The sequence below is a fragment of the Saprospiraceae bacterium genome (assembly GCA_016713025.1).
Classification (GTDB): Bacteria; Bacteroidota; Bacteroidia; order Chitinophagales; family Saprospiraceae; genus OLB9.
In genome coordinates, this window is the sequence record JADJPZ010000004.1 from 1,365,679 (window position 1) to 1,377,991 (window position 12,313).

Annotated in this window: 14 protein-coding genes; 8 read left to right on the top strand and 6 right to left on the bottom strand. The window is 36.9% G+C overall.

Going from position 1 to position 12,313, the window contains the following annotated elements; genetic code table 11:
• The first annotated feature begins 13 nt into the window (after positions 1–13).
• The 4 genes from IPK35_12200 (at position 14) to can (ending at position 3,867) form a co-directional block, all read left to right on the top strand.
• Complete coding sequence (locus IPK35_12200) at positions 14–979, top strand: IS30 family transposase (protein MBK8053999.1); 966 nt, start codon at positions 14–16, stop codon at positions 977–979.
• Positions 980–1,001: 22 nt separating this feature from the next.
• On the top strand, positions 1,002–1,292 hold the full coding sequence (locus IPK35_12205) for a hypothetical protein (protein ID MBK8054000.1): 291 nt from the start codon (positions 1,002–1,004) through the stop codon (positions 1,290–1,292).
• A gap of 287 nt (positions 1,293–1,579) precedes the next feature.
• Entirely contained in the window at positions 1,580–3,217 is a 1,638-nt protein-coding gene (locus tag IPK35_12210; GenBank protein ID MBK8054001.1) for a SulP family inorganic anion transporter, read from the top strand.
• A gap of 11 nt (positions 3,218–3,228) precedes the next feature.
• A complete protein-coding gene (gene can / locus IPK35_12215) occupies positions 3,229–3,867 on the top strand; it encodes a carbonate dehydratase (protein MBK8054002.1) in 639 nt (212 codons plus the stop codon).
• Positions 3,868–4,304: 437 nt separating this feature from the next.
• Here the strand turns inward: can and IPK35_12220 are convergent, their stop codons facing one another.
• Positions 4,305–5,369: an agmatine deiminase family protein gene (locus tag IPK35_12220; protein MBK8054003.1), complete on the bottom strand. Its 1,065-nt coding sequence runs from the start codon at positions 5,367–5,369 to the stop codon at positions 4,305–4,307.
• 339 nt (positions 5,370–5,708) lie between these two features.
• Between IPK35_12220 and IPK35_12225 the strand changes: the two genes are divergently transcribed.
• Together IPK35_12225 and IPK35_12230 are read left to right on the top strand one after the other, a co-directional pair.
• A complete protein-coding gene (locus IPK35_12225; GenBank protein ID MBK8054004.1) occupies positions 5,709–6,716 on the top strand; it encodes a sensor histidine kinase in 1,008 nt (335 codons plus the stop codon).
• Positions 6,713–7,471, top strand: coding sequence for a LytTR family transcriptional regulator DNA-binding domain-containing protein (locus IPK35_12230; GenBank protein MBK8054005.1), 759 nt, complete (start codon positions 6,713–6,715; stop codon positions 7,469–7,471). Before IPK35_12225 ends, IPK35_12230 begins: the two co-directional genes overlap by 4 nt.
• A 259-nt stretch (positions 7,472–7,730) precedes the next feature.
• Here IPK35_12230 and IPK35_12235 read toward each other — a convergent pair whose 3' ends face one another.
• The 3 genes from IPK35_12235 to IPK35_12245 form a co-directional block, all read right to left on the bottom strand.
• Positions 7,731–8,003 carry a hypothetical protein gene (locus tag IPK35_12235; protein MBK8054006.1) on the bottom strand — a complete coding sequence of 91 codons (273 nt, stop codon included), beginning with the start codon at positions 8,001–8,003 and terminating at the stop codon, positions 7,731–7,733.
• 137 nt (positions 8,004–8,140) lie between these two features.
• Entirely contained in the window at positions 8,141–8,404 is a 264-nt protein-coding gene (locus tag IPK35_12240) for a Txe/YoeB family addiction module toxin (protein ID MBK8054007.1), read from the bottom strand.
• Positions 8,395–8,616: a hypothetical protein gene (locus IPK35_12245; GenBank protein ID MBK8054008.1), complete on the bottom strand. Its 222-nt coding sequence runs from the start codon at positions 8,614–8,616 to the stop codon at positions 8,395–8,397. Before IPK35_12245 ends, IPK35_12240 begins: the two co-directional genes overlap by 10 nt.
• Positions 8,617–9,049: 433 nt before the next feature.
• On the opposite strand from IPK35_12245, the gene IPK35_12250 reads away from it, so the two are divergent.
• Entirely contained in the window at positions 9,050–9,280 is a 231-nt protein-coding gene (locus tag IPK35_12250; protein ID MBK8054009.1) for a hypothetical protein, read from the top strand.
• Positions 9,261–9,677 carry a putative toxin-antitoxin system toxin component, PIN family gene (locus IPK35_12255; protein ID MBK8054010.1) on the top strand — a complete coding sequence of 139 codons (417 nt, stop codon included), beginning with the start codon at positions 9,261–9,263 and terminating at the stop codon, positions 9,675–9,677. Before IPK35_12250 ends, IPK35_12255 begins: the two co-directional genes overlap by 20 nt.
• A gap of 330 nt (positions 9,678–10,007) precedes the next feature.
• Here IPK35_12255 and IPK35_12260 read toward each other — a convergent pair whose 3' ends face one another.
• Positions 10,008–11,141, bottom strand: a complete 1,134-nt coding sequence (locus tag IPK35_12260; protein ID MBK8054011.1) for an agmatine deiminase family protein — start codon at positions 11,139–11,141, stop codon at positions 10,008–10,010.
• A gap of 50 nt (positions 11,142–11,191) precedes the next feature.
• The gene (locus IPK35_12265; protein MBK8054012.1) at positions 11,192–12,286 is read right to left on the bottom strand and encodes an agmatine deiminase family protein; all 1,095 of its coding nucleotides are present in this window, start codon (positions 12,284–12,286) and stop codon (positions 11,192–11,194) included.
• Between the last annotated feature and the right edge of the window lie 27 nt (positions 12,287–12,313).

Sequence of the window (12,313 nt, forward strand, 5' to 3'; positions counted from 1 at the left end):
CAAAGATGCCAATATGAGTCACTTAACACAAGAACAAAGGTACACAATAAGTGTGATGAAGAAACAAGGTTATAAACAAAAAGATATATCAATAGCCATCGGTAAAGATAAATCAGTAATTAGCAGAGAACTCAAGAGGAATTGCAATCAGCGTAACGGTATATACCACTGCGATCTGGCGCAAAGCAAGTACGTTAAACGGCAAAAAGACAAGCCGCGTGCCATCAAGTTTACAGAAGAAGTCAGGCAATATGTAGACAAGCAACTGGAACAAAAGTGGAGTCCTGAGCAAATCAGCAAAACCCCGGCACCTGGTGGGTTGCAGATGGTGAGCCATGAGCGCATCTATCAATATATCATCGCCGACAAGAAAAAAGGAGGTGATAAGTACAAACATTTGAGGCGCAAGAAGAAGTACAAAAGGCGATGTGTGACGGAAGATCGTCGAGGAAAACTAACAAACACCAAGAGTATCCACGACAGACCACAAGAGGTCGACCGCAGGTCGCGATATGGTGATTATGAAGTAGATTTAATAGTCGGCGCAAATCATAAAGGAGGGCTGTTGACCATGAATGATAGGAAGACGGGCCTCGTAAAGATAAGGAAGATAGAGGGTAAAAACTCAAAACAAATCGCCAAACTCATCGTAGCAGCCCTAAAACATGAGAAGGGGCGAATACACAGTATAACATCCGACAATGGTCGGGAATTTGCAGATCACCAATATATAAGTAACAAGCTGGGCATTGACTTTTATTTTGCAGACCCATACAGTTCTTGGCAAAGAGGTTCAAATGAAAATTTAAACGGTTTGATTCGTCAATATTTTCCTAAAAAAACTAACTTTGACACAGTTTCCAAAGAAGATGTAAAGAAGGTAGAAAATCAACTTAATAAAAGACCTCGCAAAAGGTTTGGATTTAAGTCGCCAATACAGGAATATAATTTATTAACTAAAGTTGCATTTGCCGCTTGAATTCAGGCTTTTACAAGATTATATGAGCGATAAGTTGAACAAATATTGTGTGTGGCTGATATTAATTGGTTTTCTGAATCTTACTTTCAGTACTAATCAATTAAATGGCTTTACTTTTGAAACTGAATATTGTGAACAAATAGATGCAGAAGGCTTTCAAGCCATTGATATTACAGAAAATGTATTTTCTAATGAGTTTATTATTTGCAGCCCATTCCTTTCTCTTGTAAGTGAAAGATCCTTTCCGGAAATTCAAATCTATATAACTCATACAGACTTCACTATAGATACTCCTCCTCCCGACATGACTTAAACAGATAATACCACCCTCAAAGTAGGTAAAGACATTTCTTCATCTTTGGTGTTATCGAACTTTCGTATGACAACTTTATTTATTTTTTGGTGATGTCGAATATTCATTTTGCATGAAATCGACTTAAAAAAATAATCATGTTGCCACAACTATTGTTCATACTCAATTTGTCAATTATAAAAATACAAAATTAATATGGACATGGCTATTTTCATCAAAATATTTTCTTTTTGTGATTTGGCAACGGTCCAACCTTTTTTAAAAAATACAAACAAAATTTTCTTTTTATGATTTCAAAAGATACTTTACGCGGAGATCTTTTTGGTGGTATCACAGCAGGTATTGTGGCGCTGCCACTAGCGTTGGCCTTTGGGGTTCAGTCTGGTTTGGGCGCAGCTGCGGGACTTTATGGAGCAATAGGTCTCGGTATATTTGCGGCCTTATTTGGTGGCACCAATACTCAGGTGAGTGGCCCGACAGGACCTATGACAGTTGTTTCTTCAGCTATGATCGCCTTAATTATTGGCCAAAAAGGCAGTCTTGAAGCTGCAATTCCTGCTATTCTTTTGACTTTTGTGCTTGCAGGTGCTTTTATGATTGTCATGGGATTTGTCAAAATAGGTCAATACATTAAATATATCCCATACCCTGTAGTATCGGGCTTTATGACCGGTATAGGCGTGATTATTATATTCCTACAGTTATTTCCTATGCTTGGCCATGTTTCTCCCAAAACTATACCGGAGATCATAATGAATCTCGGGACACCATTTTCAGCCATTCATTGGCCTTCACTGGGTATGACATTATTAACCATGGCTATCATCTATCTTTTTCCACGCATCACCAAAACGATACCCAGTACACTTGCCGCTTTGTCAGGAGTCACAATATTATCCGTTTTCCTGGACTCAGGAGTGGCAGTCATCGGTGATATCCCCAAGGGTTTGCCCACGATTCATTTTAACATTCTTTCTGCCATTTCGGAGTATAATCTTATTTTGATGCCTGCCGTCACGCTGGCAGCATTAGGCGCTATCGATAGCCTGCTCACTTCGGTGGTTGCTGACAATGTAACTAAAACAAGCCATAACTCCAATAAAGAACTCATAGGACAGGGTATCGGAAATATGGTGGCTGGATTTATAGGTGGAATACCCGGAGCAGGAGCAACAATGAGGACATTGGTCAATATAAAATCAGGCGGAAAAACAAAATTGTCAGGAGCCATTCACGGCGTATTTTTATTATTGGTATTAGTAGGTCTGGGATCATTGGCATCCCGAATACCACTGCCTGTGCTATCAGGTATTCTATTGACTGTAGGTATAGATATAGTCGATAAAAGAGGACTCAGCCATATCGGAAAGATCACCAAATCGGATGCATTTGTTCTTGTTTTGGTATTGATTTTGACAGTTTTTGTCGATCTTTTGCAGGCAGTAGCAGCCGGCATGATCGTATCATCTGTCATTTTTATCAAACAGATGGGTGATATCACACAAAAGGAGTCGGCCAGTACATCTATGCAAACTTCCAAAGAACAGGAAAAGCTTCATGAAAGATACCATATACCTGAGAATATCAGAAAACATGTCGCCATAAAAAAAATCAATGGCCCACTCTTCTTCGGTAATAGCGAGTATTTTATGCAATTAGGAAAAAAAGTTACAGAGGATGCGAAGTTGTTAATTATAGACATGAAAAGAGTACCCTACATCGATCAGTCCGGTCTATACTCACTAGAATCTATCATACTCAATCTTGAACAAAAAAATGTGCAGGTATATATACTGCATTTGCAGAAACAACCGGAATCCATGATGCGCAATATCAGTCTTATCCCGAATGTGGTTGAAGAAAATACTCTCTTTGATGACGAAGAGCTATGTGCAGAGGCAATCAAGTTATTTTTAAAAGAATAAAACAAAACAAAATGAGTCAATTATATCAAAGTTTATTAGAAAAAAATAAGAATTGGGTAGCAAAGCGAATAGCTTCTGACCCTGATTATTTCTTGAGACAAAGTGAAAGTCAGTCTCCTAAATTCCTTTGGATCGGGTGTTCTGATAGTCGTGTACCAGCCAATGAGATCACAGGAACAGAGGCGGGTGATGTTTTTGTCCATCGCAATATCGCCAATATGGTGGTCCACACGGATATGAATTTACTCAGTGTATTGGATTATGCTGTTAATGTTTTGAAGGTAAGACATATTATCGTATGCGGTCATTATGGCTGTGGCGGCGTAAAAGCTGCTATGGGCAATTCGAATATTGGTATCATCGATAACTGGATAAGACATATTAAAGATGTGTACAGATTTCATTATCGGGAGCTGGATGCTATAGAAGATGAAAAGGCAAAATTTGACCGTTTTGTTGAGCTCAATGTAGTAGAACAGGTTATGGATCTTGCCAAAACATCCATAGTTCAGGGAGCATGGAATAAGGGACAGGATCTTTGGATTCATGGTTGGGTGTATGATATCCGCAATGGATTGGTCAAGGACCTTGAAGTCAATTTTGGTAGCAATGAAGAATTGCCTGATGTGTACAAGCTGGAAATTATCTGAGACTGAATACCTAACGCCGGTTTACCTTTTCATGTTTGAGCTTAATCGAGCAATTTAATATTTTTCAAGTTTAGGTTGCGTCTGCTTTCGAAGAAAGAGTATATTTTTTCTACTATGAATGCATTGCATCTTGCTGATAATACCGAATATAATACCCAATCCAATCAAAGGTTTGATTGGTTCCTTTCATTAAATCGTGATTTCTATTACGATTTTGGGTCGTATGATTCAGTTTGGCTCGCAGCTAATACTGAATGTAGCTGGTCAAGACGATTTTTTAAAAAAAATGTCCTGATCGGGACAGACACGTACCGAAAGTTCAAGTGTAGATTGACACGGTACGACCAAAAATATAACGCTGGCTAAAATAATCAGCGAAAACAGAATTTTTTTTATCATGTTTTCGCTGATTAAATTTTCTGACAAAATAAAATAACCTACAATGGTTGCTGCTGCGTCACACAATGGATCATTCCACCGTTTTCGTATAAGTTACGGACATCAATACCAACGACCGTTTTTGTTGGGTAAAGCGACTGCAAGATATTTTTGGCAACCTGATCGTTGGGATCATTATAAAATGGTACTAAAACCTTTGTATTAGCTACATAAAAATTGACATACGAACCTTTATACCCTAGGTTTTTGCCATAAGCTGTTTTTACATTATTTTGAGTCAATGGAAGATGCACGAAATCGTATGCTTGACCGTTGGCATCTTTTGCAGCATAGAGTTTAGTGATGTCAGACTGTGGTACCTCCCAGTAATTTAGATTTGTTGCGTTCATGGTGACGATGGTATTTTCGTCCCCAAATCTTGCAAAACCATCGATATGCATATCTGTGACTTCCAAACCAGGGACACCATCGAGCCATATAAAGTTTGTCACACCAAGATATTGAGTAAAAATACCTTCTGCCTGTGCTTGTGTCATGCCTTTATTGCGATTGCTATTCAAGATTGAACTCTTAGTCGCCATAAAAGTACCATTGCCATCTATCTCAAATCCACCACCTTCGACCTTCATTGTACTATTCAGATTTACCACTGATTTTCCTGTGGCAGTACCAATAGATTTAGGTATAGGATTACATAATGAAAACGGAGCTTTGTTGCCCCAGCCATTGAAGCCCCAATCTAGAATAACCAATTGATTGCTGCTGTTTTCAACATAAATAGGGCCATTGTCTCTAACCCAGACATCATTGGTTTTGAATATCCTGAAATCTACATTTGTTAAGGGTACGCTTGCAGCATTTAGCAAACCGGTGATTCTATTTTTTTCAGTATTGTTGTAAGCGATGATGTGCACTTTTTCGCACTGTACCAGCTGTTTTGTCATCGCTACCCATGTAGGATCGAGCCTGTTTCTGTAGGTGGTGCCATACTGATAGTGATGTGGCCACTGCAACCAAGTGCCTTCGTGTGGTTGTGTTTCGTCAGGCATGTAGTATGTTGACGACCTTAACTCTGTGTTGACTGCTTGATCTGAAGATTGCATGGTTTCTTCTTTACTGCATGATGAAAATAGGATAGTAACTGTGCATAAAAATGCTGAAGCAAAAAATCGAAAACCTTTCATTTTAAAATTATTGTAGTGATAAATAAAAACTAATTACGCTACAAAAGTATGGGCACATGGAATAGCAAAAAAATCTTAGTAATCGTTGGATTTATATATGTACCGGATGCATCAATTTACGGTATGAATGGTGCTTTTAAGACAAAATATCTATTCGTACTATAAAAAGTGTATTTCGTTCCATAAATGTATGCATTGGTGAATAGATGGCTGAAAATCTCGGTTTCTGACTATCTTTGTGACACAAAATTCTCATTAATGTCAAATCAAAAAAATTTTCAGAAACCATACTTAGAGCATCTTGCTTTTTGGGTGTTTATGTTACTTTTTATATTTGATTATCATTTTGTGGATGGCAATTGGTGGATAGGTATAAGAAATGCTTTGCTGGAAATATCTACTTACGCTATTATCGTATATCTAAATTTGAAAATACTGATACCTTATTTTTTACAAAGGAAGAAAATTACGCTTTATATAATTTGCATCGTTTGTTCAATTTTACTTTATGTTTTTGTTGTAAAATTATCCGGGCTTGAAACTATATTTTACAGTTTTTCAGGAAGCAGAAATGTATTTTCAATGATACTCAATACTTCTCTTTTTCTCATGATCTCTACACTCTATTGGTATTTCAAGCAATGGTCTATTGAGCGTGAAAACAAATTGAAAATGAAGACTGAAAAACTAGAGTTTGAACTGGATTTTTTACGTAGTCAGATAAGTCCACACTTTATATTCAATAGTCTAAATAATGTGTATGCACTTGCTCTCCAAAAGCATGACAATACTGCACCAATGATAGCCAAAATTTCTAATATCATGCGCTACATTATCTATGACACAAAAGAAGGAAAAGTTTCGTTGGATAAAGAACTCAATATCCTACAAACCTACATTGACCTGCACATGTATCGTCAGCCGATGTCACAAAACATTGACTTTTATAAAGAAGGCAACCTCAGCCCATGGTCCATAACACCGAGTCTATTGATTGATTTTATTGAAAACACATTCAAGCACAGCAATTTTCATCAAGATAAAGATGCATGGATCAAGATAAGTGCTGAAGTCAGCGAAGATGGAACATTTGACTTTACAACAGAAAATAACATTTCGAAAGAAATATCTCCCAAAGGCGGCCTAGGCTTATCTAATGTTCAGAGACAAATGGAGCTAAGATATCCCAACATCCACAAAATACATACACAGGCAGTAGACAATATTTACACCATGACCCTTCAAATAAAACTATCAGGCGTATGATTAAGTACACTTGCATTATCGTAGATGACGAGCCGCTTGCCAGACAAATATTACAGTCTTATGCAGATAAAATTCCTTATCTCGATGTTGTCGCGGTATGTCAAAACGCCATAGAAGCCAAACTTGCTATTCAGGAGAAGAAGCCGGATATCTTGTACATTGACATACAAATGCCCAATTTATCAGGTTTAGAATTGCTCAAGATGCTCTCCAATAAACCTGCTACGGTGTTGACAACTGCGTACTCTGAATATGCCATAAATGGGTACGAGCTTGATGTCATTGATTATCTTCTCAAACCCATAGAATTTGAACGTTTTTTTAAAGCTACCAATAAATGTATGGAGTGGATCGGCAAAACAAGCCAGGCAGCACTCGATACATCCTTAAAGCTTACTACAGAAAATGTGGACACTCGGTCAGAAAGTAAAGGCAATTACTTTTTTGTAAAATCAGATTATAAGACTGTCAAAATAGTATTTGATGATATACAATATATCGAAGCACTCCAGAAATATGTACGCATACATACCCAAAAGGAGCGTATCGTCACACTGATGTCCATGAATCAGCTAGAAGATGCTTTGCCCAAAAACCAATTTGTACGGATACACCGATCGCACATTATCAATATCGATAATGTGGATAATATAGAAGGTAATATTGTGACTGTAGGAAAATTTAAACTACCCCTAAGCAAAGGCCAAAAAGAAGTATTTTTAGACTTTATCAAGGTAAGAAAGTTGGGGTTTTGATAAGTAAAAAAGGAGAACTTACAGTTGAATCTCTACCGCAAAACCCCTGACAGGTCTGCCCGATTCTGGGCAGATAAATGTAACTGCGATCCTATTATTTATGAATCAGTCTAATGGCTGACTGATTTAAATTCAATAGCAGAATGATCAATATACACATCCGCATTTTAGAATTTAGAGGATAACGCAATTAATGAACGCGACCAGCGTCAGTGGGATGCTGGAAATACGGCATCGTAGTTAGAAACTGCTGAAAAAGTCATCCATTGATTTTGGATACATATATTTCGAAGACGTTCCGTTCAAAAAACAGCAATAGAGAATGAAGCAGCAAAAGTGCGTCTGTTGCCAAACAAGCACAAAAACCAAGAAATTGAATAAAAGTGGCAACAGAAAAAGCATTTTGCAGCGAGAATGAACGGTGCTCCGCAATTGCCTTTTTTTGAACTAGCGTTTTTGAATACTTTTTTGGCAATGCAAAAAGTATTTGCCGAGCCGGCATGAGGCGACGATCAACTTGATCTAGAAGCATGAGTTTTGAATGAAATGATTAAAAACCTTTGCACTTATTTATTCGAAATTGCATATAAAACTATGATTATCATATATTTAGATTAATGCAAGCAGGCCCTAGTTAGAAACTGCGGCAATCGTATTTGATATGCAGTCTTATAATTCATAATGTCCTTTAAGTGAGTAAATGAAAAGTGTATCATTTTCGAATAAGTAAACATACCTGTGTTCAGATGTTATTCTTCTGGACCATTTTGGCGCAAGCTCATATTTTAGTGCTTCAGGCTTTTCAATTCCACTATAAGGATCTTTTAAAATAGCGTCAGTTAATTTAGAAATTTTATTCAAAACTGCTTTGTTACCTGTTTTTCGCCAATATTGTAAATGAGATTTAGCTTCAGAACTTAGTTCTATTTGCATAATTCTTTGAATTCTTCAACTGACATTTTTATTCCCCTACCAGAAGTAAATTCTTCATCACTTTGTTTAATCTTTTTTATAAATTCTGGGTTATAAGGACTTTGATCTTCTTTTGCTAGCTCAAATTTTATTTTAAGAGATTTCACAAATGCCTTTATAGCATCAATCTGTGAATTATCAGTGGTATGAGCTTTGATATGAATAGTATCCATTTGTTTTGGCCTTTAATAAAATAATTTATTATTATCTAAGCAAACAACGGAAAAAGTATCAATAAAGTTCATCAGATTATCAAAGATCACTGATGATGATGGCAGGTTTAAATTCAATAGCAAAATGATCAATATACACAGCTGTTTTTTAGTAATTAGTAGATAACACGCATTAAAAATGCTTGAAATACAGCATCGCAGTTGCAAACTGAGACGATCAGGGTAAGGGGCACAAGTTACAAACTTGCGCCAGCACGGGACGATCGAAATAAGAACGATGGTCCACGATCCGATAATCGCTTTTGGTTTGGTGTTTGAACTTAAATTCAAATTTTAACGTTAGAAAGTTTGTTACGCATTTTTGATTATGTGGTGATTTTACAATTTAGCGCTTTATTAGGGTTTATTATTAAATATAAAATTCATTTAAAAGATGAAAACAGCAGTCCAAATAGATTTGACATTTGAGCAAGTACTATCTGTGGTCAAGCAGCTTCCCAAAGAGCAGCAAGTACAATTAACCAAAGAATTGGAAAAAGAAGTTATTGGAGATAAACTCTCAAGACTCCTTCGATCATTTAGGACAAATGATTTGTCCATAGAAACAATAAATGAAGAAGTTGAACTTGTAAGAAAAGAAATTTATGACAGAGAAAAAAGTTAAAGTTATATTCGATACTAATGTTTGGATAAGTTTTTTAATAGGTAAAAGACTATCCAATATAAAACAATATATTGTAGATGGCCGTATCCAAATCATAACTTGTGAACAATTAATTACAGAAATCAGGTTGGTCACCTGCAGAGAAAAATTAAAAAAGTATTTTCAAGAAGAAGATGTAAATGAATTATTACAATTATTGGATATTATTGGTAAAAAAGTTGAAATAAAACCAACTCACTTTATTAACAGAGACCCTAAAGATAATTTTTTATTAGACTTAATAGATTGTTCAAAAGCAGACTACTTGATTACAGGAGATAATGATTTATTAGAACACAACCCATTTATGTCAGCACAAATATTAACTACTTCTGAATTTGAAGCAGAAATTTTGTAGTTACTGACAATGATCGAGACCTGATCGCCGATGTATGCGACCCGAATTGCACTAACACCACCAAACTCGGAGACGATGGTCGAAGTTTGTAACTTCGTTCCTTTTATTTAAGAATTTTATAATTCAATAGTAGAATGACTATAAATATAGATAGCAGTTTTTTAGAAATTAGTAAATAACGCATTAAAAATACTTGAAATACAGCATCGCAGTTGCAAACTGCGACGATCAGGTGTGGTGCTCGGAGCATAAGAAAGTTCTTTTAGAGTATAAAAGTATTGAAGATCCAAATGTATGGATCTTCAATACTTTATAGTCAATAGATTCTACTTACTTTGGTTGTTGCTGCGTCACACAGTGGATCATTCCACCACTTTCATAAAGGTTGCGGACATCGATGCCTACGACTTTTCTTTGTGGGTAAAGCGCTTGAATCAGCGCATTGGCGGCAGCGTCATTGGCATCATTATAGTTGGGTACCAAAACTTTAGTGTTGGCAATATAGTAGTTTACATATGAACCTTTGTATCCCAAATTTTTGCCCTTTGTAGTTACAACATTGTTTTTTGTGAGTGGTAGTTTTACAAATTTAAAAGCAACTTTATCTTTGTTCTTAGCTGCGTAAAGTTTGTCAATGTCTTTTTGTGGGACCGACCACTCTAACAAATCACTTTCGCTCATCGTGACAATGGTAGTAGCGTTGCCAAATCGTGCAAAACCATCGATATGCATATCTGTGATCTCCAGACCTGCGACGCCATCGAGCCATATGAAGTTTGTCACACCAAGATATTTAGTAAATATTTCTTCAGCTTTAGCTTGAGTCATTCCTGGATTTCGATTGTCATTCAAAATTGAACTTTTGCATGCCATGAAAGAACCATGACCATCTATCTCCACACTACCACCTTCATTGATCATAGTAGTATTCAAATCTACCAATGTTTTACCTTGATCTTTTGCAACCTTTGTTGGCACAGCGTTACAATTATTAAATTTAGTTTTATTGCCCCAACCATTGAAGCCCCAATCCTGGATCACCATGTTGCCAGTTTTGTCCCGAGCATAGATAGGGCCATTGTCTCTTGCCCAAACATCATCTGTAGGATATACTCTGAAGTCGATATTGCTAAGGGAGACACCAGCATTATTCAATAGGTCTATGATTCTTGCTTTTTCGGTTTCGTCATAAGCTACAAGGTGCACCTTTTCACTACTCACCAATTCGCGGGTCATCGCTATCCATGTATCATCAAGGCCATCTCGAAATTCTATGCCATACTGATATTGGTGTGGCCACTGTAACCATGTACCTTCATGTGGATCACTTTCTTCCGGCATTGTATATAATATTTCTGTTGGGTTTGGATTAGGGTTAGGATCGGTTGTGTCTTCACCTTCATCACCGCATGAAATAATAAGTGCCGTCAATAAAAGCAAGGCAGAAATGTTTAATATTTTCATTGTTTGTATTTAAAATTAAAAAAATGTTAATTGTAAAAAATTGATAATATTTATTTCGGTTGTTGTTGCGTCACACAGTGGATCATGCCGCCATTGGCATAAAGATTTCTGACATCGATGCCTATCACTTTGCGAGTAGGATACAGACTTTGTATGATTTTATTGGCTATTTGATCATCTTTGTCATTGTAATTAGGTACCAGCACGACCGTATTGGCTATATAGTAATTGATATACGAACCTTTGTAATCCAATACTTCACCTGATGGTTTTACGACTTCAGCTGATGTCAGTGGTAGGATTAAGTGCTTATATTTTTTACCTTCTTTATTTTTGGCTTGATACAGGATCTCAATATCTTCATCAGGCACGCTCCACTCTTGCAAATCTTCTTTGCTCATAGTGACAATGGTCTCATGATTGCCAAATCTTGCAAAACCATCGATATGCATGTCTGTGATCTCCAGACCAGGGACACCATCAAGCCATATAAAATTAGTCACACCGAGATACTTTGTAAAAATCTCTTCGGCTTCCTCCTGATCCATATTGTTCCTGTTGATGTTCAAGATAGAACTTCTGCAAGCCATAAAACTTCCTTTGCCATCGATCACCACGCTGCCCCCTTCATTGATCATGATTTTGTTGATATCTATCCATTTTTTGCCTTGCTCATTTGCTATTTGCTCGGGTATCTTATCACAATAGTGTCTCTTTGCTTTTTCGCCCCAGCCATTAAATCCCCAATCCTGAACTACAATTTGGCCAGATTTGTCCCGAGCATAAATGGGGCCATTGTCTCGTACCCACACATCGTCCGTTTTAAAAATGAAAAAATCAACTTTCTCCATTTTGACTCCTGCCTCTTCGAGCATCATTTCAATCCTTTCTTGAGCTGCATCATCATATGCTATAATATGTACCATCTCACTTGTAGCAAGGGCCTTGGTCATATCTACCCAAGTCTGATCCAGATTGTCACGATAATCTCTTCCATATTGATGCTCGTGTGGCCATTGTAACCAAGTGGCTTCATGTAGCTCTGACTCTTCTGGCATGGTATACAGTATTTCCGCCTGTTTGCCTTGGCATTGGACCAACAATGGTGATAGTATTATCATCCACCTTAAAAATATTAATTTCATAATAAGATATTTAGCCACAAATGTAAA

What these genes read in the sequence shown, in the direction of transcription:
- can (MBK8054002.1), top strand. Translation starts at nt 3,229, where the DNA reads ATGAGTCAATTATATCAAAGTTTATTAGAAAAAAATAAGAATTGGGTA.
- IPK35_12220 (MBK8054003.1), bottom strand. Translation starts at nt 5,369, where the DNA reads ATGCAATCTTCAGATCAAGCAGTCAACACAGAGTTAAGGTCGTCAACA.
- IPK35_12235 (MBK8054006.1), bottom strand. Translation starts at nt 8,003, where the DNA reads ATGCTTCTAGATCAAGTTGATCGTCGCCTCATGCCGGCTCGGCAAATA.
- IPK35_12240 (MBK8054007.1), bottom strand. Translation starts at nt 8,404, where the DNA reads ATGCAAATAGAACTAAGTTCTGAAGCTAAATCTCATTTACAATATTGG.
- IPK35_12210 (MBK8054001.1), top strand. Translation starts at nt 1,580, where the DNA reads ATGATTTCAAAAGATACTTTACGCGGAGATCTTTTTGGTGGTATCACA.
- IPK35_12255 (MBK8054010.1), top strand. Translation starts at nt 9,261, where the DNA reads ATGACAGAGAAAAAAGTTAAAGTTATATTCGATACTAATGTTTGGATA.
- IPK35_12200 (MBK8053999.1), top strand. Translation starts at nt 14, where the DNA reads ATGAGTCACTTAACACAAGAACAAAGGTACACAATAAGTGTGATGAAG.
- IPK35_12265 (MBK8054012.1), bottom strand. Translation starts at nt 12,286, where the DNA reads ATGAAATTAATATTTTTAAGGTGGATGATAATACTATCACCATTGTTG.
- IPK35_12205 (MBK8054000.1), top strand. Translation starts at nt 1,002, where the DNA reads ATGAGCGATAAGTTGAACAAATATTGTGTGTGGCTGATATTAATTGGT.
- IPK35_12225 (MBK8054004.1), top strand. Translation starts at nt 5,709, where the DNA reads ATGTCAAATCAAAAAAATTTTCAGAAACCATACTTAGAGCATCTTGCT.
- IPK35_12250 (MBK8054009.1), top strand. Translation starts at nt 9,050, where the DNA reads ATGAAAACAGCAGTCCAAATAGATTTGACATTTGAGCAAGTACTATCT.
- IPK35_12245 (MBK8054008.1), bottom strand. Translation starts at nt 8,616, where the DNA reads ATGGATACTATTCATATCAAAGCTCATACCACTGATAATTCACAGATT.
- IPK35_12230 (MBK8054005.1), top strand. Translation starts at nt 6,713, where the DNA reads ATGATTAAGTACACTTGCATTATCGTAGATGACGAGCCGCTTGCCAGA.
- IPK35_12260 (MBK8054011.1), bottom strand. Translation starts at nt 11,141, where the DNA reads ATGAAAATATTAAACATTTCTGCCTTGCTTTTATTGACGGCACTTATT.